Origin of the sequence: Sphingomonas sp. CFBP 8765, assembly GCF_014841445.1 — a bacterium.
Classification (GTDB): domain Bacteria; phylum Pseudomonadota; class Alphaproteobacteria; order Sphingomonadales; family Sphingomonadaceae; genus Sphingomonas; species Sphingomonas aerolata.
On the sequence record NZ_JACYTY010000003.1, the window covers coordinates 196,737 to 222,345 of the forward strand.

22 protein-coding genes and 2 riboswitches are annotated in these 25,609 nt (G+C 70.5%); of the genes, 6 read left to right on the plus strand and 16 right to left on the minus strand.

The genetic code is table 11. The annotated features are described in order from the left end of the window. Position 1: 1 nt before the first annotated feature. The 6 genes from cobF to cbiE are packed head-to-tail and all read right to left on the minus strand — an operon-like array spanning position 2 to position 5,153. A complete protein-coding gene (gene cobF, locus IFT87_RS09520) occupies positions 2-769 on the minus strand; it encodes a precorrin-6A synthase (deacetylating) (protein ID WP_235188379.1) in 768 nt (255 codons plus the stop codon). Continuing rightward, positions 766-1,485 (minus strand): uroporphyrinogen-III C-methyltransferase, encoded by a 720-nt coding sequence (gene cobA / locus IFT87_RS09525; protein WP_192008304.1) that lies wholly within the window; start codon positions 1,483-1,485, stop codon positions 766-768. Before cobA ends, cobF begins: the two co-directional genes overlap by 4 nt. Then, the gene (locus tag IFT87_RS09530) at positions 1,482-2,816 is read right to left on the minus strand and encodes a cobyrinate a,c-diamide synthase (protein ID WP_192008306.1); all 1,335 of its coding nucleotides are present in this window, start codon (positions 2,814-2,816) and stop codon (positions 1,482-1,484) included. Before IFT87_RS09530 ends, cobA begins: the two co-directional genes overlap by 4 nt. Further along, complete coding sequence (gene cobM, locus IFT87_RS09535) at positions 2,813-3,598, minus strand: precorrin-4 C(11)-methyltransferase (protein WP_037532955.1); 786 nt, start codon at positions 3,596-3,598, stop codon at positions 2,813-2,815. Before cobM ends, IFT87_RS09530 begins: the two co-directional genes overlap by 4 nt. Next, the gene (locus IFT87_RS09540; RefSeq protein WP_192008308.1) at positions 3,595-3,960 is read right to left on the minus strand and encodes a cobalamin biosynthesis protein; all 366 of its coding nucleotides are present in this window, start codon (positions 3,958-3,960) and stop codon (positions 3,595-3,597) included. The genes cobM and IFT87_RS09540 overlap by 4 nt, the downstream gene beginning before the upstream one ends. Next, positions 3,957-5,153 (minus strand): precorrin-6y C5,15-methyltransferase (decarboxylating) subunit CbiE, encoded by a 1,197-nt coding sequence (gene cbiE / locus IFT87_RS20395; RefSeq protein WP_192008310.1) that lies wholly within the window; start codon positions 5,151-5,153, stop codon positions 3,957-3,959. The genes IFT87_RS09540 and cbiE overlap by 4 nt, the downstream gene beginning before the upstream one ends. Here cbiE and IFT87_RS20400 point away from each other — a divergent pair. Next, on the plus strand, positions 5,152-5,901 hold the full coding sequence (locus tag IFT87_RS20400) for a cobalt-precorrin-6A reductase (RefSeq protein ID WP_192008507.1): 750 nt from the start codon (positions 5,152-5,154) through the stop codon (positions 5,899-5,901). The two genes, cbiE and IFT87_RS20400, sit on opposite strands and share 2 nt — an antisense overlap. Here IFT87_RS20400 and cobJ read toward each other — a convergent pair. The 7 genes from cobJ to IFT87_RS09585 form a co-directional block, all read right to left on the minus strand. Further along, a complete protein-coding gene (gene cobJ, locus IFT87_RS09555) occupies positions 5,877-6,641 on the minus strand; it encodes a precorrin-3B C(17)-methyltransferase (protein WP_037532886.1) in 765 nt (254 codons plus the stop codon). The two genes, IFT87_RS20400 and cobJ, sit on opposite strands and share 25 nt — an antisense overlap. Beyond that, the gene (gene cobI, locus IFT87_RS09560; RefSeq protein WP_084215342.1) at positions 6,638-7,417 is read right to left on the minus strand and encodes a precorrin-2 C(20)-methyltransferase; all 780 of its coding nucleotides are present in this window, start codon (positions 7,415-7,417) and stop codon (positions 6,638-6,640) included. The genes cobJ and cobI overlap by 4 nt, the downstream gene beginning before the upstream one ends. Next, positions 7,414-8,043 carry a precorrin-8X methylmutase gene (locus tag IFT87_RS09565; protein WP_037532887.1) on the minus strand — a complete coding sequence of 210 codons (630 nt, stop codon included), beginning with the start codon at positions 8,041-8,043 and terminating at the stop codon, positions 7,414-7,416. The genes cobI and IFT87_RS09565 overlap by 4 nt, the downstream gene beginning before the upstream one ends. Further along, positions 8,043-9,167 carry a cobalamin biosynthesis protein CobG gene (locus IFT87_RS09570; protein ID WP_192008312.1) on the minus strand — a complete coding sequence of 375 codons (1,125 nt, stop codon included), beginning with the start codon at positions 9,165-9,167 and terminating at the stop codon, positions 8,043-8,045. The genes IFT87_RS09565 and IFT87_RS09570 overlap by 1 nt, the downstream gene beginning before the upstream one ends. Continuing rightward, positions 9,164-12,463 carry a cobaltochelatase subunit CobN gene (cobN, locus tag IFT87_RS09575; RefSeq protein ID WP_192008314.1) on the minus strand — a complete coding sequence of 1,100 codons (3,300 nt, stop codon included), beginning with the start codon at positions 12,461-12,463 and terminating at the stop codon, positions 9,164-9,166. The genes IFT87_RS09570 and cobN overlap by 4 nt, the downstream gene beginning before the upstream one ends. A gap of 5 nt (positions 12,464-12,468) precedes the next feature. Then, complete coding sequence (gene cobW / locus IFT87_RS09580) at positions 12,469-13,518, minus strand: cobalamin biosynthesis protein CobW (protein ID WP_037530936.1); 1,050 nt, start codon at positions 13,516-13,518, stop codon at positions 12,469-12,471. A gap of 137 nt (positions 13,519-13,655) precedes the next feature. Beyond that, a riboswitch (cobalamin riboswitch) is annotated at positions 13,656-13,872 on the minus strand. A 160-nt stretch (positions 13,873-14,032) separates the two neighbouring features. Next, the gene (locus IFT87_RS09585) at positions 14,033-15,070 is read right to left on the minus strand and encodes a HoxN/HupN/NixA family nickel/cobalt transporter (protein WP_443024340.1); all 1,038 of its coding nucleotides are present in this window, start codon (positions 15,068-15,070) and stop codon (positions 14,033-14,035) included. 179 nt (positions 15,071-15,249) lie between these two features. Then, positions 15,250-15,462: riboswitch (cobalamin riboswitch) on the minus strand. Positions 15,463-15,700: 238 nt separating this feature from the next. On the opposite strand from IFT87_RS09585, the gene IFT87_RS09590 reads away from it, so the two are divergent. Together IFT87_RS09590 and lexA are read left to right on the plus strand one after the other, a co-directional pair. Then, entirely contained in the window at positions 15,701-16,885 is a 1,185-nt protein-coding gene (locus IFT87_RS09590; protein ID WP_192008316.1) for a molybdopterin molybdotransferase MoeA, read from the plus strand. A gap of 68 nt (positions 16,886-16,953) precedes the next feature. Beyond that, positions 16,954-17,685 carry a transcriptional repressor LexA gene (lexA, locus tag IFT87_RS09595; RefSeq protein ID WP_192008318.1) on the plus strand — a complete coding sequence of 244 codons (732 nt, stop codon included), beginning with the start codon at positions 16,954-16,956 and terminating at the stop codon, positions 17,683-17,685. Positions 17,686-17,845: 160 nt separating this feature from the next. Here lexA and IFT87_RS09600 read toward each other — a convergent pair whose 3' ends face one another. Continuing rightward, entirely contained in the window at positions 17,846-20,053 is a 2,208-nt protein-coding gene (locus IFT87_RS09600; RefSeq protein ID WP_249403292.1) for a ComEC/Rec2 family competence protein, read from the minus strand. Positions 20,054-20,072: 19 nt separating this feature from the next. Here IFT87_RS09600 and gltX point away from each other — a divergent pair, with 19 nt between their 5' ends. From gltX to IFT87_RS09615, 3 genes are read left to right on the plus strand one after another with little or no spacing between them, the layout of a single operon-like run. After that, entirely contained in the window at positions 20,073-21,578 is a 1,506-nt protein-coding gene (gltX, locus tag IFT87_RS09605; RefSeq protein WP_081874311.1) for a glutamate--tRNA ligase, read from the plus strand. A 25-nt stretch (positions 21,579-21,603) separates the two neighbouring features. After that, positions 21,604-22,887, plus strand: coding sequence for a citrate synthase (locus IFT87_RS09610; protein WP_031395755.1), 1,284 nt, complete (start codon positions 21,604-21,606; stop codon positions 22,885-22,887). A gap of 1 nt (position 22,888) precedes the next feature. After that, a complete protein-coding gene (locus IFT87_RS09615) occupies positions 22,889-23,089 on the plus strand; it encodes a hypothetical protein (RefSeq protein ID WP_031395754.1) in 201 nt (66 codons plus the stop codon). On the opposite strand, the gene IFT87_RS09620 is transcribed toward IFT87_RS09615, so the two are convergent. Together IFT87_RS09620 and IFT87_RS09625 are read right to left on the minus strand one after the other, a co-directional pair. Continuing rightward, positions 23,045-24,451 (minus strand): sensor histidine kinase, encoded by a 1,407-nt coding sequence (locus IFT87_RS09620; RefSeq protein WP_192008320.1) that lies wholly within the window; start codon positions 24,449-24,451, stop codon positions 23,045-23,047. The genes IFT87_RS09615 and IFT87_RS09620 overlap by 45 nt on opposite strands. A gap of 8 nt (positions 24,452-24,459) precedes the next feature. After that, positions 24,460-25,590, minus strand: a complete 1,131-nt coding sequence (locus IFT87_RS09625) for a DUF2336 domain-containing protein (protein ID WP_192008322.1) — start codon at positions 25,588-25,590, stop codon at positions 24,460-24,462. Positions 25,591-25,609 lie beyond the last annotated feature (19 nt).

Sequence of the window (25,609 nt, forward strand, 5' to 3'; positions counted from 1 at the left end):
CTCAGCCGCCCGTGCGGCGTAGGAGATACACGTCCATGATCCAGCCGTGCCGGGCGCGCAGTCCGGCACGGCACGTGATGATCTCCGCCCCGACTGAGGCGAGCGGCCCGGCGACCAGCGCCTCCTGCGCCATCCCCAGATACGCCCCCCACCAGATCATGACCCCCTCGGGTGCGAGCGTCTCGAACGCGCACGCCCCGTCGAGCATCACCGCCAGCGTCTCGACCCCCGCTGGCCACCCCTCGGCGCGCAGCCGCCGACCGGTGGTGATCGTCACGGGCGCAGCGAGCGTGTTGAGCGGGATCGCATGCGCCGCGGTCAGCGCCTGCAGGCTGGTGATCCCCGGCACCACGCTGACCCCGATCGACCGCCCTCCCGCTCGCAGCCGGTTAGCGATCCGGAGGCTGCTGTCGTAGAGCGACGGATCCCCCCAGACGAGGAACGCGACCCGTCCTCCGCCCGGCAGATGCTCGGCGATCTGCGCCGCCCACACCGCCGCGATATCATCGTGCCACGCATCGACCGCCGCACGGTACGGCGCGTCCGCATCGCGCTCGGGCAGATCGAACTCCACCACTCTGGCAGGCCCGGTCAGCAGCGCGGCGCAGATCGTCCGGCGCAGATCGACCAGATCGGATTTCCCCGCGCCTTTCCGCGGCAACAGGATCAGGTCGGCGGCGTTCATCGCCGTGACTGCGGCGCGCGTCACATGATCGGGATTGCCCGTGCCGATCCCGATCAGCGATATCGCGATGTCGACTCCGCTCACGGCGCCATCAACGATCCATAGAGGATCAGCGCGGGCTTGTCGGACACGCCCCCCGCCAGCCGCGCCGCGAGCCCCGCGATCGTCGACCAGGTCAGGCTCTGGTCGGGATGCCCGACATTCTCGGCGAGCAGCGCGGTCGTGTCGCCCGGCAGGCCATGTGCGACGAGCGACTCAACCAGAGCCGGAAACGTCCGCTGCGGCATGAACACGACCGTTGTCGCCTCCGGATCGGCGAGCGCGGCCATGTTGCGCTGCTGCGGCAACTGCCCGGTCACGTCATGGCCGGTGACATATTGCAGCCGGCGCGCGGACAGCCGGCGCGTCAGCGGGATCGCGGCGGCGGCAGCAGCCGCGCTCGCCGCGCTGATCCCCGGGACGATCTCGAACGTCACGCCCGCCTCGCGCAGCGCGACGATCTCCTCCTCCAGCCGCCCGAACATCCCCGCATCGCCAGACTTCAGCCGGACGACGCGCGCCCCCGTTAGCGCGTGGTCGACCAGCAGTTGCGAGACATGCGACTGGCGCGGCGACGGCCGCCCCGCGCGCTTGCCGACCGCGACCAGTTCGGCACCGACGCGCGCATGACCCAGCACCGCGCCCGACGACAGATCGTCGAACAGCACGACGTCGGCGCGCTGCAACCGCGTCACCGCCTTCAGCGTCAGCAATTCGGGGTCGCCGGGGCCGGAACCGACGAACGAAACGAAACCGGTCATGCAGCCGATTGGCCAAGGGGGGCGATCATGTGGAAGAAACTACCCGTCACGCCGCCGCGATGCGAGCCGGTTTCGGGCACGGCTTGCGCATTCGCGTCGACCACCTGCGCCAGCGGCGCGTCGGGCTGGTCGAGGATCGTCGAATAATGGAATTCATGCCCCGCCAGCATCACCCCCGCCGCGATCCCGCCGATCGGCGCGTGCAGCGTCGCCCGCCGATAGCCCAGATGCATCCGCCGCTTCTCGTAACTCGTCACCAGCCCGAGCAGCCCCGCCATCCGGTGCCGCGTCCCGTCCGCATCGATCAGCCCCTCGCCCAGCGCCATGTAGCCGCCGCACTCGCCGTGCACCGGTCGCGTCTCGGCATGCAGCGCCAGCGCCGCACGGAACCGATCCGCCGCCGCCAGCGCCCCGGCATGAAGCTCGGGATAGCCCCCCGGCAGCCAGACCAGATCCGCGTCCTTCGCCGGCGCCTCGTCCGCCAGCGGCGAAAAGGGCAGGATCTCCACGCCCGCGCTGCGCCACCCGTCCAGCACATGCGCATAGGTGAAAGAAAAGGCGGCATCCTGCGCCAGCGCGATCCGCTGTGCCGGCGGGGTCGGTACGACCGTCCCCTGCGCGACGGCTCGCGGCGTGGCGGCCGCCGCCTCGCGCAGCGCGGCGATATCGACATGCGCGCGCAGGAACGTCGCATAGGCCGCGATCTGCGCGTCGAGCGCAGGGTGCTCGATCGCCTGCACCAGCCCCAGATGTCGCTCGGGGAGCGTCAGGTCGCCGCGCCGCGGCAGCGCACCGAACACGCGGATCCCGACCGCTTCCATCCCGCTGCGCGCCAGCCGCTCGTGCCGCTCGCTCGCCACGCGGTTGAGGATCACGCCTGCGACCCTTACGCCTGGATCATAGCGCGCGAACCCCAGGGCGGTCGCCGCCGCGGACTGCGCCTGGCCCGACACGTCGATCACCAGCACGACCGGCCAGCCCATCCGCCGCGCGACGTCCGCGCTGGCGCCATTGCCCGTCGCGCCCGCGTTCGCCACCCCGTCGAACAGCCCCATCGACCCCTCGGCCAGCGTCATGTCCGCATCGTCGCCGCGCGCCGCGATCCCGTCGAGCCGCGGCCCCGTCATGGCCCAGCTGTCGAGGTTGAACGACGCGCGCCCGCTCGCCGCGCGGTGAAACGCTGGGTCGATATAGTCGGGCCCGCATTTGAACGGCTGCACCGCGATCCCGTCATCGCGCAGCGCGCGCAACAGCCCGAGCATCACCGTCGTCTTCCCCGTCCCCGACGCGGGCGCTGCGACGAGCAGGCCCGGCGTGGCGCCGCGCGTCATGGCTTGTCTCCTGCGAACCGGGACTCCGCCGATTGCGGCCGGAACCGCCGGTCATATCCTTGCGCGTACAGGCTGCTCGTCGCGAAATCACCCGGCGCCAGCACGCGCCCGACCAGGATCAGCGCGGTCCGCTCGGGTCGCCCCGTCATCGCCGCCTCGATCGTCGACAGCGTCGCGCGGGCGATCTGCTCGTCGGGCCAGCTCGCGCGCCACACCACTGCGACCGGGCAGTCGCCGCCATAAGCGGGCAGCAGGTCCGCGACGACCTGCGCCAGATTGTGCACCGACAGGTGGATCGCCAGCGTCGCCTGCGTCGCGGCGAACGCGGCAAGTGTCTCGGCCGGCGGCATCGAGCTTGCCCGTCCCGGCGTCCGCGTCAGCACCACCGACTGCGCCAGTTCGGGCAAGGTCAGTTCGACCTCGAGCGCGGCGGCGGCAGCGGCAAAGGCGGGGACGCCGGGGGTGATCGTCACCGGAATGTCCAGCGCGCGCAGCCGCCGCAGCTGCTCGCCCATCGCCGACCAGATCGACAGATCCCCCGAATGCAGCCGCGCGACGTCCTGCCCCCCTGCGTGCGCGGCGACGATCTCGGCCATGATCTGGTCGAGGTCCATCGGCGCGGTGTTGACGATCCGCGCACCCGGCGGACAATGCTCGAGCAGCGCCTCCGGGATCAGCGACCCGGCATAAAGGCACACCGGCGACATCGCGATCCGGTCGCGCCCCCGCAATGTCAGCAGGTCGGGCGCACCCGGCCCCGCACCGATGAAATGCACGGTCATGGTCGAAATCCTTGGGCAATGGCGCAGGTCGCGCGTCGGCACGGCGAAATATGGCGAAGGGTCAGCAGCCGCGCGCCTTGCCCCGCGGCGGCGAGTGCAGCGGCCTCCGCGACGCTGCCGGTCCCCCGCACGGCAAGGCTTACCGGCGACCGGGTGGCGGGACTGGCCGCAGTCAGCGCGGCGGGATCGACCGTGATCAGCGGCAGACCCAGCAGCGCCGCGATCTCGCCGGGCCGCCCCTGCTTGTCATCGGGCGCCGCCAGCGCCTCGACCGGCGGCAGCCCCTGCTGCGCGGCGGCCAGCGCGGCCCGCAACGCGGCGGCATCCGCGGCCGTGTTGAAGCCAAAACCCGCGACGATCATGCCGGATACGCCCATTGCACCACCGGAAACTGCGCGCGCCACCCACGTCGCGTCCCGATCGGCACCGCCTGCGCCACCTCGATCCGCATCAGGCTCCCCCCCTGCGCTGCCTGCCACTGCGTCAGCAGCGCCTCCGATTCGAGCGTCACCGCATTCGCTACGATCCGCGCGCCCTGCTCGACCCGCGGCCACAGCGCGCGCAACAGCGCCTCGGACAGCCCCCCGCCGACGAACACCGCATCGGGACACGCCCGCTCGCCAAGACACTCGGGCGCCCGCCCCTCGACCACCACCAGCCGGTCGACGCCCAGCGTCGCGGCATTGGCGGCGATCCGCCCCGCGCGCACCGAATCCGCCTCGAACGCGGTAGCGCGGGTTGACGGGTGCGCGAGCAGCCAGGAAATCCCGATCGATCCCGATCCCGCGCCGATATCCCACAGGCTCTCGCCCGGTTTCGGTGCGAGTGCCGCCAGCGTCACCGCGCGGATCGGCGACTTGGTGATCTGCCCGTCATGCGCGAACCAGTCGTCGGACAGCCCCGCCTGCGGCATAACCGCGCTCGCGCCCTCGAAGACGATGCCGACCGCGACCGGATGCGCGATGTCGTCGAACGCGATCGTCGCGGCGGTCGTGTGGCGGATCCGCTCGCGCGGCCCGCCCAGCGCCTCGAGCACGTGCAGCGACGACGCGCCGAACCCCGCCGCATCCAGATACGCCGCCAGCCCGCCGACCGCCGCCCCGTCGCGGACGAGCACAATCGCGCGCCGCCCCCGCGCGATATGCGGCCGCAACCGCCCGAACGGCGCGGCGTGCAGCCCCAGGCACGAACAGTCCTCGAGTCCCCAGCCGAGCCGCGCCGCTGCGAGAGCGAAGCTCGACGGTGCGGGATGCGCGATCCACTCGCCCGGGCTGAGATGCCGCGTCACCGACGTGCCCGCGCCGAACCAGAACGGATCCCCCGATGCCAGCATCACCACCCGCCTGCCGCGATGCCTGATCAGCCGCGCGATCCCGTCCTCGAACGGCACTGGCCAAGCCTCGACCGCCCCCCTAAGCTCGCCGGCAAGCGCCAGATGCCGGGTCGCACCCGTCACGATCTCGGCATCGGCCAGCGCCGCGCGCGCTGCAGCGGACAGCCCGGCGACGCCGTCCTCGCCGATCCCGACTATCGTCAGCCACGGAGCCTCAGTCATTCCGACCATCCTGCTTCTCGGCGGCACCACCGAAGCCAGCGCGCTCGCCGCACGGCTCGCGGCGCGCGGCATTCCGACCGTGCTGAGCTATGCCGGCCGCGTCGCCAACCCGCGCGCGCAGCCGGTGCCCGTCCGCATCGGCGGCTTTGGCGGCGTCGGAGGCCTCGTTACCTATCTCAAAGAGCACCGTGTCACGCACCTGATCGACGCGACGCACCCCTTCGCCGCGCAGATGCACCGGCATGCGGTCGAGGCCGCGGCACAGGCGGGCGTCGCGCATGTCGCGCTCGCCCGCCCCGCCTGGACTCCGGTCGCGGGCGATCACTGGCACCGCGTCGCCGATATCGCGGGCGCGGTCGCGGCGCTCGCCGGGCCGTCGCAGCGCGTGATGCTCGCGCTCGGCCGGATGCATGTCGACGCCTTCGCGCAGCAGCCGCAGCACAACTATCTGCTGCGTTTCGTCGATACGCCCGACGATCCGCCGCCGCTGCCCCGCCACCGCCTGGTCGTAGACCGCGGCCCGTTCGACGCCGCCGGCGACACCCAATTGATGCGCGACCACGCCACCGAACTGGTCGTCTGCAAGAACGCGGGCGGCAGCGGCGCGGCGGCCAAGCTCGTCGCCGCGCGCACGCTCGGCCTGCCGGTGATCATGATCGACCGCCCGCCGCTGCCTGCGCGACACGCGGTCGATTCGGTCGACGCGGTGCTCGACTGGCTCGATCATGGCGCCGACCGCGGCGTATAAAGGATCGGCCCCTGCGCCCGCGCGATGATCCGCGTCAGGCTCGACCCCACGATCACCATCGTCCGCATGTCCGCCATCTCCGCCCGCGCCTCGCCCAGCGGCACGATCGACAGCGCTTCCTCGGGCGTCGACACCGCCCGCGCGAACAGCACCGGGCGATCGTCGCCGCACGTCGTGCGAAGGATCTCGAACGCGCGGACCAGCCCGTCGGGTCGCGCCTTCGATCGCGGATTGTAGAAGGCGATCGCGAAATCGGCCTCCGCCGCCAGCCGCACGCGTCGCTCGATCAGCGCCTGGGGCTTCAGATTGTCCGACAGGTTGATCGCGCAGAAATCATGTCCGAGCGGCGCGCCTGCCCGCGCACTCGCCGCCAGCATCGCGGTGATCCCCGGCAGCACGCGGATGTCGATCGCGCCCCACGCCGCCGGCCCCGCCTCCAGCGCCTCGAACACCGCCGCCGCCATCGCGAACACGCCGGGATCCCCCGACGACACGACGACGACGCGCGCGCCTTTCGCTGCCAGCTCGAGCGCATGGCGCGCGCGGTCGATCTCGACCCGGTTGTCGCTCGCATGCAGTGTCAGACCGTCGCGCGCCGGAACCCTCGCGACATAGGAAATATAGCCGATCACGTCGGTCGCCTCGGCCAGCGCCGCGCTGACCTCGGGCGTCACCAGCGCAGCATCCCCCGGCCCCAGCCCAGCGATCGCCAGCCAGCCAATCCCTGCGCTCAGGGTCATGGCCGCCGCCCCTGCCCGTGGATCAGCAGGATCGCGAAATAGGGCGTGACCGCATCCGCCTCGCACAGCCGCGTGACGCGCTGCTCCGCCATCGCCGCATATTCGACCAGCCACGCCGCCTCCTCGCGCCCCGCGGCGGCGACCGCGCGGCGCAGCTTGGCGAGGTGCCGGCCGATCTTCATCACCACCAGCGCATCGGTGTCGCGGATGCGCCGCACCAGATCCGCCTCGGGCAGCGTCCCCATCACCACCGTCAGCACGTCGTCGCCCCAGGTGATCGGCGCGCCGCTCGCGGTCCAGGCGCCCGACATGCCGGTAATGCCGGGGACGACCGCGACCGGCGCGACCCCCTGCAACCGCGTATAGAGATGCATGAACGATCCGTAGAAGAACGGGTCGCCCTCGCACAGCACCACCACGTCCTCGCCGCCCAGCGCCAGCGCCGCGAGGTGATCGATACACCCCGCGTAGAAGCCCGACAGCCGGTCGTTGTACCGCGGATCGGACAATGCGATCTCGGTGGTGACGGGATATTCCATCGGATATTCGATCACGTCGTCGCGCAGCATCCCCTCGACGATCCGCCGCGCCTGTCCCGGCCGCCCCGCCTTGCGGAAATAGGCGACGTGGCGTGCGCCGCGCACCAGCCGGTCCGCACGCACGCTCATCAGGTCGCACGCCCCCGGCCCCAGCCCGACGCCGTGGATCGTGCCCGTCACGACCGCCTGCCCCGGCGGCGGCACCAAAGTCGGCACGGGCGCCACCACGCCGATCATTCCGCCGCACTCGCCAGCGCGTTGATCGCCGCGACGGTGATCGCGCTGCCGCCCAGCCGCCCCTCGACGATCACGCACGGCATCGGCTGCGCCGCCCACAGCGCGTCCTTCGATTCGACCGCGCCGACAAAGCCGACCGGACAGCCGATGATCGCCGCCGGTCGCGGACAGTCGGGATCCTCCAGCATCGTGAGCAGGTAGAACAGCGCGGTCGGCGCATTGCCGATCGCCACCACCGCGCCCGCCAGATACGGCCGCCAGAACTCCAGCGCCGCGGCCGAACGCGTCGTTGCCATTTCTTTCGCCAGCGCGACCGTCTCGGGCGTGTGCAGCGTACAGATCACCGCATTGTTCGCCGGCAGGCGCGCGCGCGTGATCCCCTCGGTCACCATCCGCGCATCGCACAGGATCGGCGCGCCCGCCCGCAACGCCGCACGCGCGGTCCGTGCGAAGCCGGGCGAAAAGCGGATATCCCCCGCCAGCGCGACCAGCCCCGCAGCGTGGATCATCCGCACCGCGACCGGCTCCTCCTCGGCATCGAAGCGCGCCAGATCCGCCTCGGCACGGATCATCGCGAACGACTGGCGATAGATCGCGGCCCCGTCGGTCTCATAGGCATAGGGCATCAGGCAGCTCCGGACGGCTGGGAGAAATGGGCGATAATCTGAGCGGGTTCGAGTGCGCCAAGCAGCGACGGCGCGCCCGCGCGCGCGTGCAGGGCAAGGTCGAACAGCCCGTCGCGCCCGGTCAGCACGACGTCCGCAGGCCGCGCCCGCGCGCAGCCCTTGGCGCATCCCGACACGTGCAGGCTGCCAGCGACCAGTGGTGCCAGCAGCCGCGCGAGGTCGCGCGTCGCGACGCTCGCCTGCGGACAGGCGGGCGCGCCGACACAGGCGTCGACCCCGGCGCGCACGGCGCTGCGGTCGCGCGCGCCATCCGCCACCCCGCCTTCGAGGATCAGCATCCGCCACGGCGTCACGCGGATCGCCGTGACCGGGTCCGCGGCGATCCGGTCGCGCAGATCCGCTGCCGCGATCCGCCCGAAGCCGAGCGCGATCGCCGCGCCCAGCGGGTGCGCCCCGGCCTCGGGCGGCGGCGCGGCAGGTGCGGGAGCCAAGGTCGCGGGCCCCGGCACGGCCGCCGCATGGCGTGCCATCCGCCCCGCCGCCGCACCGCCGCTGTCGACGAACCACCGCGCCAGCGCGATCAGCGCGTCGACCGCGGTGTCGCGCGTCACGTTCACCCCCGCCGCACGCCCCTCGCCGCGCACCAGCAGCCTGCCGTCCACCGCGCGCTCGACCCGGAAATCGGCGGGCGCGCGGGTCAGCACCGGTGCAGCGCCCGCATCGATCGCAAAACCAACCTTGCCAGGCAGCACCGGCAGGTCAGCCAAACGCTCGCGCAACGCGGTGGCGATATGCTGCGTATCGTCCCCGTCCCGCCAGTCGGGCGCGACCAGCATCGCACCGCGCGCCTCGCGCTCCGGATCGGGATCGATCAGCCCGACGGCCAGCAACGCCTCGACCAGCCCCCGCCAGCCCGCCTCGGTCACGCCGCGGATCTGCAGGTTCGCGCGGCTGGTCACGTCGATCTCGCCATTTCCCCACGCGATCGCCGCATCGCACAGCGCGAGTGTCTGCGCGCGCGTCAGCCGCCCGAGCGGCGGGCGGATCCGCACCAGCAACCCGTCGCCCGCCGCCATCGGCCGCCACGCATCGGGGCACCATCCCTTGACGACGAACGCGCTCATGCCGGCAGGTCGAGCTGCGCGAGGATCGAATTGCGCCGCGTCGGCCACAGCCCCGCCGTGTGCAGCGCCGCGAACCGCGCGGTCATCGCCGCCAGCGCCGCGGGGTTTGCGCTCTCCAGAAACGCACGCACCGCGTCGCGCCCCAATGTCGCATCATAATAGAGATCGATCAGCTCGGGCGACACCACTCGCGCCAGCTGCGCGAACATCGCCATATGGTCGAGCGTCGCGGCGATCTCCGCGCCCCCGCGAAACCCGTGCCGCATCATCCCCTCGACCCAGGCCGGGTTCGCCGCGCGTGCATGAACGACCCGCGCAACCTCCTCGTCCAGCGACCGCGCGCGCGGCCGTTCCGGATCGCGCGCATCGAGATGATACAGCGCCGCGCTCTTACCCCCGGCAACCGCCTGCGCCGCCGCGAACCCCGCCTCGTGCGCGGCATAATCCGCGGCGAGCAACAGGTCGGTCTCGGGCAAATCCTGGACATGGACGAACCCGTCGGCGGCGGCGACCCGGTCGCGGATCCCCGCCGGGTCGAACCGCGTCGCATTGTCATCGCCCGCCCCGTCCAGCGCATGGCTCGACGCCGCCAGCCACGCGGCGCCCGCCGCCGCCCGCGCCGCCTCGCCATAGGCCTCGCCCGCATCACCCAGCTCGAGCCCGTAGCGACCCGGCTCGGGCGCATAGACGCGCGCACCGACGGCAGCGCCGACGAACGGGTTCCAGTCACCGGGCTCGTCGCGCAGCGCCAGCGCGCGCACCGCCTGCCCGAACATCTGGCCGAGCGCGGGAAACGCATCGCGGAACAGCCCCGACACACGCAGCGTCACGTCGATCCGCGGCCGGTCGAGCCTTGCCAGCGGCAGGATCTCGACCCCCGTGACCCGGTCCGACGCATGATCCCAGACCGGCTCCGCGCCGAGCAGGTGTAGCGCCATCGCAAACTCCTCGCCCGCGGTCCGCATCGTCGCCGACGCCCACAGGTCGACGACCAGCGCGCGCGGATAGTCGCCCTCGTCCTGCAGATGCCGGCGGACCAGCTCGTCGGCCAGCCGCACGCCCTGCGCATGCGCCGCGCGCGACGGCACCGCGCGCGCGTCGGTCGCATACAGGTTGCGCCCGGTCGGCAGGACGTCGCTGCGTCCGCGCCACGGCGACCCCGACGGCCCCGCCGCGATCCGCTTGCCCCGCAACGCGTTCAGCAACCCGTCGCGTTCGGCCTCGCCCTGGTCGCCACGCCCATAGACGTGCAGCCCGTCGCCGAACTGGCTCTCCTTCACGTCGCACACGAACGTGTCGATACGGGTGATCGCCTCCACCTGGCTCGCCGCCTCGTCGAGCCGCAGCGTCGCCGCCAGTCCGCTCGCGCGCGCCTCGTCCGCAATGTCGCGCTGCAGCCGGTCGCGCCGCGCGGGGTCGAGCCCGTCGGCGGTCGAAAACTCGTCGAGCAGCGATTCGAGCCGCCCCAGCCCCGCACCGCTGCGCGTCGTCGCCGCCGGCGGCGGGACATGGCCGATCGTCACCGCGCCGATCCGCCGCCGTGCCTGTGCGGCCTCGCCCGGATCGTTGACGATGAACGGATAGAGCACCGGCATCGGCCCGGTCAGCGCCTCGGGCCAGCATTCCCCCGACAGCGCAACCGCCTTGCCCGGCAGCCATTCGAGCGTCCCGTGCGCGCCGACATGGATCAGCGCATCGCTCCCCCGCGCGCGCAGCCACAGATAGAAGGCGACATAGGCGTGGCGGGGACAGCGCGACAGGTCGTGATACTCCCCGACCCGCGCCGCACTGCGCCCGCGTTCGGGCTGGAGCGCGATCACCACGCCGCCCCGCTCGACGCCCGCGAACTGGAACGCGCCGTCGATACAGGCCGGATCGTCCTCGGGCGCGCCCCAACTTTCCTCGAGCGCATCGCGCAACACGGCCGGCAGGCTCCCAAGCGCCGCGCGATATGCCGCGACCGGCCACCCGATCCGCCCCGTCGCCAGCGCCTCGGCTAGCCCACCGGATGCAGTCTCCCTGGTTGCATAGCCCGCCGCCGCCAGATCCTCGACGATCGCCTCCGCGGACGCCAGCGCGTCGAGCCCGACCGCATGCGCCATCTGATAATCCTTACCCGGATAGGTCGACAGCACGACCGCAGGCCGCTGCTCCGCGACCGGTCGCTCCGCTAGCCGCACCCACGCGGTGACGCGCGCGACGATCGCCGCGATCCGCTCGGGGTCAGCCCGGTGCTCGCGCCGAGCATAGCCGAGAGCGTCGTCGCGGACGCCGTCCTCCTTGAAGCTCGCGACGCCCGCGAACAGCCGTCCGTCGACCTCGGGCAGGACGACGTGCATCGCCAGGTCGGCGGGGGACAACCCGCGCGTCGACCCCGCCCAGGCGGCACGATCCGACGTCGCCAGCGCGACCTGGAACACCGGCACCCCCGCCCCGTCGAGCGGCGATGTGTCGTCCGCGCCGCGGCCCGAAAATGCGGTCGCGTTGACGATCGCCGCCGGACACAGCGCCACGACCCAACGCGCCAGCCACCCCGCCGCGCCCGGCGCCTTCAGCGACGGCGCGAAGAGCCCGACGACGTCGAACCCCGCCCCACTCAGCCCGGCATGCAGCGCCTCGATCGGGTCCAGATCGGCAGCGGTCAGGTAGGAGCGGTAGAAGATCAGCAGGATTCGCGGCCGCGTCGCGGTCATCGCGAACGCGGCGGGGCACGTCACCCCGTCGCGCGGCTGCCAGCCACCGACCTCGGGGACCGTCTTCACCCCCGCGACCGGCCCGGCATAAAGCCCCGCCGCCAGCGCCATCTGCGCCAGCGCCGCCTGCGCCGCGACCGCGCCGCCATCGTCGCACAAGGCGGCGAGCCGGCGCAGCGTCGACACCGGCACCGTCGACGCCGCATCGAGCCGTGCGTCGATCCGCCCGTCGGCGGGCAGCACCGCCAGCGCGATCCCCCGCGCCCGCGCCAGTACCTCGACCTGCTGCAACCCATAGGACCAGTAGGACCGCCCGCCGATCAGCCGGATCACGATCCCCTTCGCCCCCGTGCCTGCGCCACCGTCCAGCGTCCGCTCGACATAGGTATCGACCGACAGCGGATGCGCGAGCGCGGACAGGTTGGCGAGCCTGAGCGACGGCAGCGGGCTTCCACTCGCCGCCGCACGCCGCCACCCGGCCGCGAACGCGCCGAGATCCCCGTCCGAAAAGGACAGGACGACGAGGTCCGCCGGGCTCTGCGCCAGGTCCTGCGGGACCGCGCTTTCCTCCAGCCCGTGGCTTTCGCGGAAGACGACGTGCATCGCCCTCAGCCCTGAAGCGCGGCCCGGATCCTTGCAGGGTCGATCCGGTCATGCTCGGCGATCACCACCAGCCGCGTCTGCCGCGCCTCGTCGGCGCGCCACGGCCGATCATATTGCGTCCGCACCCGCGCCCCGACCGCCTGCACCAGCAGCCGCATCGGCTTGCCCGTCACCGCGGCATAGCCCTTCACGCGCAGGATGTCGGCGTCGCGCGCCAGCGTCTCGATCCGCGCGGCGAGCGCCGCCGGCTCCGCGATCTCGCCAAGCTCGACGATCATGCTGTCGAAATCGTCATGCTCGTGATCGTCCGCGCCATCATGGTGCGACGGCCGCGCCGCGATGTCATCCTCCGCCGCCGCGTTCAGCCCGAGCACGACGCGCGGATCGATCACCCCGTCGGTCAGCGCGATCACCGGCAACGCACGCGCGGACTCCGCCGCGATCACCGCGCGCGCCGCAGCCACACCCGCCTCGCCCGCCAGATCCGCCTTGGTCAGCAGCACCAGATCGGCACAGGCGAGCTGGTCCTCGAACACCTCGGCAAGCGGCGTCTCGTGATCCACGCTCGGATCCGCGCGCCGCTGCGCCTCGATCGCGGCGAGGTCGGGCGCGAACCGTCCCGCGGCGACCGCTTCCGCATCGGCCAGAGCGATCACCCCGTCGACCGTGATCCGCGACCGGATCGCGGGCCAATCGAACGCCTTGAGCAACGGCTTGGGCAAAGCGAGCCCCGACGTCTCGATCAGGATGTGGTCGGGCCGCGGGTCAAGCGCGAGCAAAGTTTCGACGGTCGGGATGAAATCGTCCGCGACGGTGCAGCAGATACAGCCATTGGCGAGCTCGACGACATTCTCGGCCGGGCAATCGGGGATCGCGCAGCCCTTCAATATGTCGCCGTCGATACCGAGCGTGCCAAATTCGTTGACGATCACCGCGAGCCGCCGGCCACCGGCGTTGCGGATCAGGTGGCTGATCAGCGTGGTCTTGCCCGCGCCGAGGAACCCGGTGACGATGGTAACGGGAATCTTGGCCAGGGTCGGCTGGGGGTCGGTCATGCGATACTCTCCGGGCGTCGGAACGACAGCCACGGACGGACGCACGCCCGCAGCCACACGCGCGCACGACCTGACGGCCGCACGCGTTCGTCGCTCAGACGGAGTACCGTGCCGCGACCATCCCCTGGATCAAGGCAAGAGCGACCATGACGCTGGCAGGTCTCCTGGCTCGCGGGTCGAAGCTCGATGCACGCCTTCCCAGGTCTCGTGACCCAGTGGCTGCCCCCGCATCGGGGGCCTGTGCGTCTCGCTCACCGCTTACAGTTGCAGGGACAGCCGCGGCATTGGGAGGCAAAGCTCCCGCACCGCATTCCCATTCAAGCCCCGAAGGGCACCGGCGCGATCTGTCGAGGTTCGGTAGAACCAAACCTCGAGGTTGGGTTTAGAGGAGTTTGGCGACTGTGCCAATGCACCTGACCTCCGTCATCCTGACGAAAGTCAGGACCCAGAGCCACGCGTAATGCGCTGCCTGGCCCTGGGTCCCGGGTCGAGCCCGGGATGACGACGCAGCTCGTTACCCCCGAACCACCTCGATCTCGTCGAACCGCTTCCACCGGTAGATCGCAAAACTCAGCACCCAGCATGCCACGAACAGCGCGATGATCGCAAAGCCCAGCCCGTTGAAATTCTCGCCCAGCGCCGAAGCGACGTCCCACACGCCCCCGCTGAGGCCCAGCTTCGACGCCAGCAGCGCGAGCGTTTCGATCCCGCCGATCGCGATCGCGACGATCGCCGAGATCAGCGTGATCGTGATGTTGTAATAGAGCTTGCGGATCGGCTTCACGAACGCCCATTCATACGCGCCGAGCATCACCACCCCGTCGGCACTGTCGACCAGTGCCATGCCCGTCGCGAACAGCACGGGCAGCACCAGCACCGTACCGATCGACAACCCGTCCGCCGCCTGGCTTGCAGACAGGCCGAGGATCGCGACTTCGGTCGCGGTGTCGAACCCCAGCCCGAACAGGAACCCGAGCGGCGCCATGTGCCAGCTGCGCGTGACCAGCCGGAACATCGGCCGGAACAGCCGTGCGAGCAGCCCGCGATTGCCAAGCAGCAGGTCGAGATCCTCCTCGACATAGCGCCCGCCGCCGCGGACATGGCCAAAGGTCCGCCACACCGATCGCAGGATGATCAGGTTCATCGCCGCAATCGTGAACAGGAACAGCGCGGATATCAGCGTCGCGATCACCCCGCCCGCCTGCTTGAACGCCTCGAACTGCGCCAGCGCACTCGCGGTCAGCGCGATGGCGACCGCGGCGATCAGGACGATCCCCGAATGGCCGACCGCGAACCAGAAGCCGACCCCAATCGGCCGCTGCCCGTCCTGCATCAGCTTGCGCGTCACATTGTCGATCGCCGCTATATGATCCGCGTCGACCGCATGGCGCAGGCCCAGCCCCCAGGCGAGCATCGCGGTACCCAGCATCAGCGGCTGCGCCTGGAACAGCGCGAACGCCCATCCCCAAGCGGCGATATTGGCCGCCACCAGCATCGCGAACATCCAGCCGATCCGGTGTCGCGTCGAACGACCGGCGGTCCGCCCGGTCATGATCTTGGTCATTGGCACATCCCCGGCGTCCGACGAGGACGGGGGCCTGCCGCGAACGACCGGGACGCGCGCCGACCGGACGCCATGAGCGGCCGGCATGCGTCGCCGATGCGGCCCCCGCCGCATGGTCGTCGCTCAGACGGCGTTCACCGTGCCTCGGCCACCCCCTGGACCGGGACAAGAGCGACCAGACGCCGGCAGGTCTCCTGGCTCGCGGGTCAAGGCTCGACGCACACCTTCCCAGGCCATCGGCCCAGTGGCTGCCCCCGTCGCAGGGGGCGCGTGCGTGTCGCTCGCCGCTTACAGTTGCAGGGACAGCTGCGGTCTTGGGGCGAACCCCGCACCGCATTCCCATTCAAGCCCCGAAGGGCACCGACGCGATCTGTGCGGATCCGGCTTGCGTCGGACCTGCGCCACAGGGCTAGCGCGTTTTGCCTGCGCTGACGACAGGATTTGCGTGCGGCGCGCCGCCGGACATGTCGTCCCATCTCACCGCAACGTCTGCCGCACCTCGTACGTTGATCGCGTAACCGACCGGCGTCCTGCCGGTCGCGGCGTTGCCCGCTTTCCGCCCCTCGGCATTCGTGCGAGCAGCGCAAGACCCTCATCGCCCCGCTGATCGGAGCCCGCATGCGCCCTCTCGTCCCCGTCGCCGACGCCCAGTCCCGCCTCTTCGCCATGGCCGCGCGCGTCCCCGCCGAAACCGTGCCGCTGCGCTCGGCGATGGGCCGCTGGGCCGCGGAGGACATTCTCGCCCGCCGGACCCAGCCCGCGACCGACCTGTCGGCAATGGACGGCTATGCGATCCGCTACGCAGATCTGCCCGGGCCGTGGACGGTCATCGGCGAGAGCGCGGCCGGCCGCCCCTTCACCGGTTCAGTCGGCGCGGGACAGGCGACGCGCATCTTCACCGGCGCGGCGATGCCGGCGGGCGCCGACACGGTGCTCGTCCAGGAGGAAGCAGTGCGCGACGGCGACCGGCTGATGCTCGACGGCGAAGGCCCCGCCTTTGAAGGCCGCAACACGCGCCGCAAGGGGCTCGACTTCGCGACCGGCACCCGGCTGATCGGGGCCGGCGACCGGCTGACCCCCGCGCGCATCGCGGTCGCTGCGACCGGCGGACACGGCACGCTGTCGGTCGGCCGCCCGCTGCGCGTCGCGGTCGCCGCGACGGGGGACGAGCTCGTTCCGCCCGGGTCGACCAGCGACCCCGTCCCGTTACCGGAATCAAACGGCATCATGCTCGCCGCGATGCTCGCCGACCTGCCCGTCGACATTATCGACCTCGGAATCCTCCCCGACCGGCTCGACACGCTGCGTGACGCCTTTGCCGGGGTCGATGCCGATCTGCTGGTGACCACGGGGGGCGCGTCGGTCGGTGATCACGACCTCGTCCGCCCCGCGATCGAGGCGGCCGGCGGGGCAATCGACTTCTGGCGGATCGCGCTGCGCCCGGGCAAGCCGATGATGGCGGGCACGCTCGGCCGGACGATGCTGCTCGGCCTGCCGGGCAATCCCGTCTCCGCCTTCGTCACCGCGATCCTGTTCGTCCGCCCCGTCGTCGCGCACATGCTCGGCGCGCGCGATCCCCTGCCGCAGACGACGCATGCGCTGCTCGGCGAGGATCTTCCGCCCAACCAGTCGCGGACCGACTATATGCGCGCCGAACTGCGCGAGGGTCGCGCCTATGCCTCGACCATCCAGGACAGCTCGATGCTGCTGACGCTCGCCCGTTCGTCCTGCCTGATCATCCGCGACGGCGACGCGCCGGCGGCAAGGGCGGGCGACTCGGCGGAAATCCTCGTCATCGCGTGACGTCACCGCTTGACGAAGCTGCAAGTGTTCCATAGAAGTTCCTCGTCTGTTCCGGACGGAGAACCGTTATGCTCACGCGCAAGCAGCACGAGCTTGTCTGCTTCATCAATGACCGCCTCGCCGAGACGGGCGTGTCGCCCTCGTTCGAGGAGATGAAGGACGCGCTCGACCTGAAATCGAAATCGGGCGTGCACCGTCTGATCAGCGCGCTTGAGGAGCGCAACTTCATCCGACGCCTGCCCAACCGGGCGCGCGCGCTCGAAGTGCTGCGGATGCCTGAGCGTCCCGAGGCGGCAATCGCACAGACTGCGGCGAAGTCGGGGCCGAAGTCGGAGGCTAAGGCATCGGCCGGCACCGTATCTGCGCCGGATACGGCCAGCGCCACGCCCGCGTCGCCCGCCCGCATCGCGGCGAACGACGTCGTCGAGATCCCGCTGCACGGCCGGATCGCCGCCGGCGTCCCGATCGAAGCCTTTGAAGGCAGTTCGATGCTTGCTGTCCCGGCCGCACTGCTCGGAACTGGCGAGCATTATGCGCTGGAGGTTTCGGGGGACTCGATGGTCGAAGCCGGCATTCTCGACGGCGACTATGCGCTGATCCGCCGCACCGAGATCGCACGCGACGGCGAAATCGTCGTCGCGCTGATCGAGGACAGCGAAGCGACGCTCAAATATTTCCGCCGCGAGGGCGCAATGGTCCGGCTCGACCCGGCCAACCGCGCCTATGACCCCCAGCGTTATGCGCCCGCACAGGTCCGGGTCCAGGGCAAGCTGTCGGGAATCCTGCGCCGCTACGACTGACGAATGCCGGGGAGCGCTGGCGGTCATCACCGCCACGCAACAGGCAGTGGCGTTCGTGACCAACGGCCCCAGGCACCATCGTCCGCGTTTCTGATTTGCGGCCCTCCCAATCGGAGGCCCCACCTTCACAGGATCATGACCCGACATACACAGTCGCAGCCTATCGCTCTGACCACCCCCGGCCCGGCACCTGAAACCGGACTGACGCCGCACCCCCGGCCACCCCGCGCTGATCGCCCCCCGCACTGAACCGTCGCGCCGGCCGCGCCAGCGTCGGTGGATCGCGCCACGGGTGCCGATCCCCCGAATTGAGCACCGTCACCATCCGCCCCGCGGTCAACGTCAACGCGATCCCCCCGGTCCGCGCGAGCACCGATCGATCGAGCTTCAGCCATCGCGGCGTACAACCACGCGGCAGCCCGCGCTCGCTGATGACGATGTCCGCGCGCCGGCAGGCGGCAAGCATCTCGGCGATCGGCACCCGGTAAACGCTGCGCGTTGCCAGCACACGCCACGCCCGCCCCCGCGCGACGACATCCGTCAAGCACAGCTCGCGGCTGCACCGCGCGTCGGGCTGATCCGCCAGCAGCAGCGGTTCTCCGTCGACCCCGCCATTCTCCGCCAGCGTATCGCGGACATAGTCCCCCGCCCGATCGCGAAGAAGTGCAAGCCCTGCGGCGGTCCGGACCGCGACGTGGCGGCCATCGCCCGTCACAAGGATATCGGGTGACGGCGTCGTCAGCGCCCAGATCGCGCCGACCGCCAAGGGCAGGATTCCGATCCGTCGCCACCGCGTCCGCCACAGCGCGATCCACACCCCGCCGACGACCATCAGCGCAAACGCCCCGTCGGGAACCGCCGGCAGCGCGCGGACCGCGCCCGGTGCATGCGCCACGCCGCGCGCGAGCCACAGCAGCGCGTCAAGCGCATGCTGCACCAGCCACCAGGCCGGCGCGCCGAGCCCGATCGTGTCGAGCAGCAGCGCCAGCGCCTCGAACGGCATGACGACGAACGTGGTCAGCGGGATCGCGACGATATTGGCGACCGCGCCGTACAGCCCGGCCTTGTGGAAATGATAGACCGCGATCGGCATCAGCGCCGCCTCGACGACGAGCCCGGTCAGCAGCAGCGACGCGGCGCCCCGCAACAGGCGTCTGCCGCGGCCCTCGTCATGCGGCGCGAACGTGGCACGGACGACGGGATGCTCGTGCAACGCGATGATCGCGGTGATCGCGGCAAACGACAATTGAAAGCTCGGTCCGGCGAACGATTCGGGCAGCGCGAGCATCACCGCGATCGCCCCCGTCGCGACCAGCCGCAACGTCATCGCCTCGCGCCCCATCGCCAGCGCGACCAGCACCAGCAACGCCGCGACGCAGGAGCGGATCGTCGGCACCTGGCTGCCCGTCAGCACGGTGTAGCCGATCGCCGCTGCGGCACCGGCAAGCTTGGCGATCAACGGCAGTCGCGTGTGCAGCGCGAGCCATGGGCTGAGCGCCAGCAGCCGCATCACGATCAGCATCGTCGCGGCGACCGCCGCGGTGATGTGGAGGCCGCTTACCGAAAGGAGATGCGCCAGCCCGGCGCGGCGCATCGCCTCCGCATCCGCGTCGCTGATCGCGCCGACGTCGCCGGTCGCCAGCGCCGCCGCGATCCCGCCCGCGCTCCCGTCAAGCTGCGCGACGATATGCCGCGACAGCGCCACCCGGACGCCAGCGCCGCCGCGGCCCGGCTCTGCTACCACCACAGGCGAAAAGCCCCGCCCCGTCGCGCCGATCGCGCCGAACCAAGCGACGCGCGCAAAGTCATAGGCGCCGGGCACCGCCGGCAAGGGCGGCGGCATGAGTCGCGCGCGAAGCTTTATGGTCGCGCCGATCGCGAGCGTCGCCGGCGCATCCGCCTCTGCCAGGTTGACGCGGACGCGGCCGGGCAACTCAGCCGGCGCGCCATCGGCGTCCTGCCCCGGCCCGACCGGCCGCACCGTCAACCGCACCAGCCGACGCGCGACGAGCGGTTCGATCGTCTCGACCCGCGCGGACAGCTGCACGAATGTCGGCCCCGCGAGCACCGGTGCCGCCACCCGGTCCGATCGTACCCAGATCAGCCCGATGCCGAGCGCCGCCGCAATCGCGCCGATCGCGAGCATCCGCGCCGCGCGCCCGCCGCGCCCCGCCGCAAGTCCGGCCAACCCGCCAGCGACCAGCACCAGGATCGCGGTGCCCCATGCCGCGGGATCGGGCAGCACGAACCACAGTGCGATGCCGCCGCCAAGCCCGACCGGCAACAAGGTTATGAGCTGATCGCGCTCCGCCTCCAGCCAGCGTTCGATCGCCCGGCCCGGCTCCGCCATCCAGGGCGGCACGCCCATTTGTCGCCGCCGGGGACGCATGCTAGAGGCGGCGACGGCTGATCCGGCCATCGTTTCTACAGTCTGGGAGCACCCGCGGTTGGGCGCAATATCTGATACGGATGCCGTCGTTTCGGCCGCACCCGTGGTTACTCGTTTCGCTCCGTCGCCGACGGGGTTCCTGCATCTTGGCGGCGCACGCACGGCGTTGTTCAACTGGCTGTTCGCCAAGGCGAACGGCGGCAAATTCCTGCTGCGTATCGAGGATACCGACCGCGTGCGGTCGACCCAGCCGGCGATCGACGCGATCATCGACGGCATGCGCTGGCTGGGGATCGACTGGGACGGCGACGTCGTCATGCAGTTCGCCGGCGCCGATCGCCACGCCCGCGTCGCGCACCAGATGGTCGAGGCCGGCCACGCCTATCGCTGCTACATGACCAATGACGAAATCGCGGCGATGCGCGCGGAGGCGCAGGCGGCCAAGAAGCCGCTCCGCATCCGCAGCCCGTGGCGCGACCGTCCGGCAAGCGAGGCCCCCGATCTTCCCCATGTCGTCCGCCTGCGCGCGCCGCAGGAAGGTGCGGTCACGATCGAGGATCGCGTCCAGGGATCGGTGACGGTCCGCAACGAGGAAATCGACGATCTCGTCCTCCTCCGTTCGGACGGCACGCCGACATACATGCTCGCGGTCGTCGTCGACGATCACGACATGGGCGTTACCCACGTCATCCGCGGTGACGATCATCTCAACAACGCGTTCCGGCAGCTGCCGATCTACCGCGCGATGGACGCGATCGAGGGCGGCTGGCCCGATCCGATCTATGCGCACATCCCGCTGATCCACGGCCCCGATGGTGCCAAGCTGTCCAAGCGTCACGGCGCCGTCGGCATCGAGGCGTATCGCGACGAGATGGGCATCCTGCCCGAGGCGTTCGACAATTACCTGCTGCGGCTCGGCTGGGGGCACGGTGACGACGAGATCATCAGCCGCGAACAGGCGGTCGAGTGGTTCGACCTGTCGGGCGTCGGCAAGTCGCCCTCGCGCTTCGACCTGAAGAAGCTCGAGAATCTGAACGGCCACTATATTCGCGAGGCCGATGATGCGCGTCTGGCCCAGCTCGCCGCCGATCGGCTCGGCCATGCCCTGCCCGGTGGCGGACTCGACCTTCTGACTCGCGCCATGCCGGTCCTGAAGCCACGTGCAGCGAACCTGAACGAACTCGCCGAAGGTTCGAATTTCCTGTTCAGCCAGCGACCTTTGGCGATGGATGACGCCGCAGCGAGCCTTTTGCAGGGTGAAGCGAGTGCGATTCTGACTAACGCGCATGCTGAACTTGACGCGCTCGACAAGTGGGATACGGAAGCGCTCGAAGGCGCGGTACGGCGCGTGGCCGAAGCGCGAAGCCTAAAGCTCGGGCAGGTTGCACAACCCCTTCGCGCCGCGCTGACCGGTCGCAAGACGTCGCCGGGAATATTCGATGTGCTCGACCTGCTCGGGCGTGACGAGAGCCTCGGTCGGATCGCCGACCGGATGGCAGACTGATAAGATTTCGAGGAAGGATACAAGCATGAGCGAGACCGCAAACCTCAAGGTCGACGGCAAGGAATTCGATTATCCGGTCATGTCCGGTACGGTCGGCCCCGATGTCATCGATATCCGCAAGCTGTACGCGCAGACCGACAATTTCACCTATGATCCGGGCTTCACCTCGACCGCCTCGTGCCAGTCGAAGCTGACCTATATCGACGGCGATGCGGGCACGCTGCTCCACCGCGGCTACACGATCGGCGAGCTCGCCGAACAGTCGAACTTCATGGAAGTCGCCTATCTGCTGCTGAACGGCGAACTGCCCAGCGAAGAAGAGCTGTCGACCTTCTCGAACACGATCACGCGCCACACGATGGTGCATGAGCAGCTCGCGCAGTTCTTCCGCGGGTTCCGTCGCGACGCGCATCCGATGGCGATCCTGTGCGGCGTCGTCGGCGCGCTGTCGGCCTTCTATCACGATTCGACCGACATCCACGATCCGGCACAGCGCGTCATCGCGTCGCATCGCCTGATCGCCAAGATGCCGACGATCGCCGCGATGGCGTACAAGTACAGCGTCGGCCAGCCGTTCGTCTATCCGGACAACACGCTGAGCTACACCGGCAACTTCCTGAAGATGACGTTCGCCGTGCCAGCGGAGAAGTACGTCGTGAACCCGATCGTCGAAAAGGCGATGGACCGCATCTTCATCCTCCACGCCGATCACGAGCAGAATGCGTCGACCTCGACCGTCCGTCTCGCCGGCTCGTCGGGCGCCAACCCGTTCGCGTGCATCGCGGCCGGCATCGCCTGCCTGTGGGGCCCAGCACATGGCGGCGCCAACGAAGCCGCGCTCAACATGCTGCACGAGATCGGTACGGTTGACCGGATCCCCGAGTTCATCGCCCGCGCGAAGGACAAGAACGATCCGTTCCGCCTGATGGGCTTCGGCCACCGCGTCTACAAGAACTACGATCCGCGTGCGGCCGTCATGCAGACGACCGTCAAGGAAGTGCTCGGCGAGCTGGGTGTCACCGACCCCGTGTTCGACGTCGCGATCGAGCTCGAGCGTCTGGCGCTGAGCGATCCCTACTTCATCGAGAAGAAGTTGTTCCCGAACGTCGACTTCTATTCGGGCGTCATCCTCTCGGCGATCGGCTTCCCGACCTCGATGTTCACCGTTCTCTTCGCGCTTGCCCGCACCGTCGGCTGGGTCGCGCAGTGGAACGAGATGATCACCGATCCCGACCAGAAGATCGGCCGTCCGCGCCAGCTCTACAGCGGCCCGACGCAGCGCGACTATACGCCGATGGCGTCGCGCTGAGATGAAGCTCCGGCCGATCCTGATGGTCATCGGCGTGCTGTGCGCGCTGATGGGGTTCCTGTGGATCGGCCAGGGGCTTGGATATGTCCATTGGCCGCGATCGAGCTTCATGCTCGATCAGCGGCCTTGGGCGGACCGCGGCGCCGCGCTCGCGGTATTAGGCCTGGTACTGATCCTGGCCGCGCGTCGCCTGCGTCGGTAACGACAACACGAACCGAGCCCCCTCGCCGATCGCGCTGTCGATCGTCAGGTCGCCGCCCATCGCGCGTGCCAGCCGCCGCGCGATATAGAGCCCGAGGCCGTTGCCGCCCGGCTCGGACGCGTCGACCCGCTCGAACTTCTCGAAAATTCGCGCATGATCCGCGGGCGCCACGCCCTTGCCGGTATCCGCGACGACGACGGTCACCTGATCGCTCCCCGTATGCGTCGTCACCTGCACCGCGCCACCCGACTGCGAATAGCGCACCGCGTTGCCGATCAGATTGACCAGGATCTGCAACACGCGCCGGAAATCACCGCGCGCGACGACGCGGGCTTCCGCGGCGGGCCGGGTGATCGTCACGTTTGCGTTGCCCGCCCGCACCGCCAGCAGCCCGGCAGCACGCCGCGCAATATCGGCCAGATCGATCGTCTCGAGAAGCAGCGCGAAGTCGGGCCGCTCGACCGCCTGAAGATCGACCAGATCGTCGACCAGCGCCAACAGATGGCGGCCGGCATTGGCGATATCTGCCGCATAATCGGCATAATCGGGCTGCACCAGGCCATCGGTCTGCGCATGGATACTGTCGGCGTTCGCAACGATGCGCGCCAGCGGCGTCCGCAGCGCACGGTCTAGCCCGGCGGTGAAGGTCGGCGACAGCTGGTCCGCCCCCGCCGGCCGCGGCTTGGCGGGCGGCGATGGTACGTCCGCGGGATCGTCGACCAGTTGCCCGCTGCCGATGAACCCCGCAAAGGCACGTTCCGCGTCACGGCGAACCACGGCGCTCAGCATGATCGCGCGGCCCGACCCCCGCAGCCGCGCGGGCTGTGCGTCGAGCGGCTGGCGGCGCGCGACCGCGTCGAGGATCGGCAGCGCGCCGTCATCGCCGCTGTCGAGCATGACGAGGCTCGTCAGCGGCTTGCCGAGCAGCGCGAGCGGGTCGACGCCCATGCGGGGCCCTGCGTCGGGCGATACGAATGTCAGGCGAAGTGCAGCGTCGGTCTCCCAGCGCCAGTCGGCACCACTCGACAGGAAATCGACGCCTGCACCGGGGTTTGGTGCCGCTGGACGCCACGGCTGGAGTTCGCGCCAGCCGCTCACCGCAAGGCCGACCGTATCGCCCTCGGGCTGCGCACGGACCCACAGATCGAGATCGACGTCGTCATCGGCGATCACCACGCTGCGCGAAACCGCGATTCCCAGCCGGCGCGCCAGGCGTGCGATCATTGCGAGCTGCGGCACCGCGATCGGCGCGCCGATCACCCCCCCGGCGCGGCTGTTGAGCGCAAGCAGGATCGGATCCGCCGACAGCAACACGCCGTCCCCTGCCACTTCCGCCAGTGCGACCGCAGTGTCGCCTGTCATATATCCCGTCATCGTCGGTCTGCCCCGGCCAGCGCCCGCAACGCCGCGCGAAACTCGCGGTGCATCGCCAGCGGTGCGATCGCCGCGCGCGCATCGTCGACCGCGACGCTCGCGATGCTGTCGAGCGCGTCGGCGAAACTTTCGATATCACGGCGCGGATCGGCATCGGCCAGCGCCAGTCCGATCCGCGCGATCGTCTCCCGGTCGAGATCCGCCGCCCGCAGTGCCAGCCACAGTTGCTCTCCGTCGGGATCGAGTACGATCACCCGGACCTGTTCGGCATCAATCCCGATCGCATGCGCCAGCACCGCGACGAACAGGGTCAGACGCCGGTCGCCGAGCGCCTCGACCAGCAGCGCCGGCAATTCGTCGCGACGGGCATCGATCGCTGCGGCGAGGCGGATCGCGACGGCTTCGGGGCGCTCCGCGTCATCATGCGCGGCAAGGCTGCGCAGCGCCGCTTCGGTGATCGCCTGATCGCTCTTCCCGCGGCCCTGCATCGCGACCATCTCGCCAGCGTCCTTCAAGGCATCGTCAAGCCCGTCGCGCACCGCCGCGGCTACCCACCAGACGAGGCGGCGATGCAGGTCGGCGGGCACGTCGCTTCCCGCGATCATTCCCGATTCATTGGCCGCGCGACGCCGGCTTTCCGCCGCGAGCAGCGCGCCGGCCGCGGTGGCGACGGTCGTATCCGACACCCCCGTCAGGCGGATCAACAGGCTCGGCTCCTCGGGACCGGCGATCGCGGCGGGAAGGGCATCGGCGATCAGGTCATGCCGGACGCGTGCGATCAGGTCCTTCATCAGATCGCGGTCGCGCAACACCCCCGACCGCGTCAGCCGCAGCAAGGCGCCCCCCTGCGTCAGGATCGCCTCCGCCCGCGTCGTCTCCCCCAGCCCGGCAAGAACGCGGGCGGCATGACGGCGGATATCCGCCTCGATCGCCCCGATGATGCCGCGCAGGACATGTGCCAGCATCAACCGCGTACGTTCCTCCAGCCGCGCATCGGCGGTCAGGAAAAAGTCGGTGATCGTGGTTTCCAGCCGGTCGTCGGCCCGCTGACGCGCACGCGCGGCGCGCGCGATCGCACTCGCGCGTGACAGCGCGGGATCAGGCAAGGGTTCAGAGCCAACCGACATGCGCCGTGCCTACCCCCTT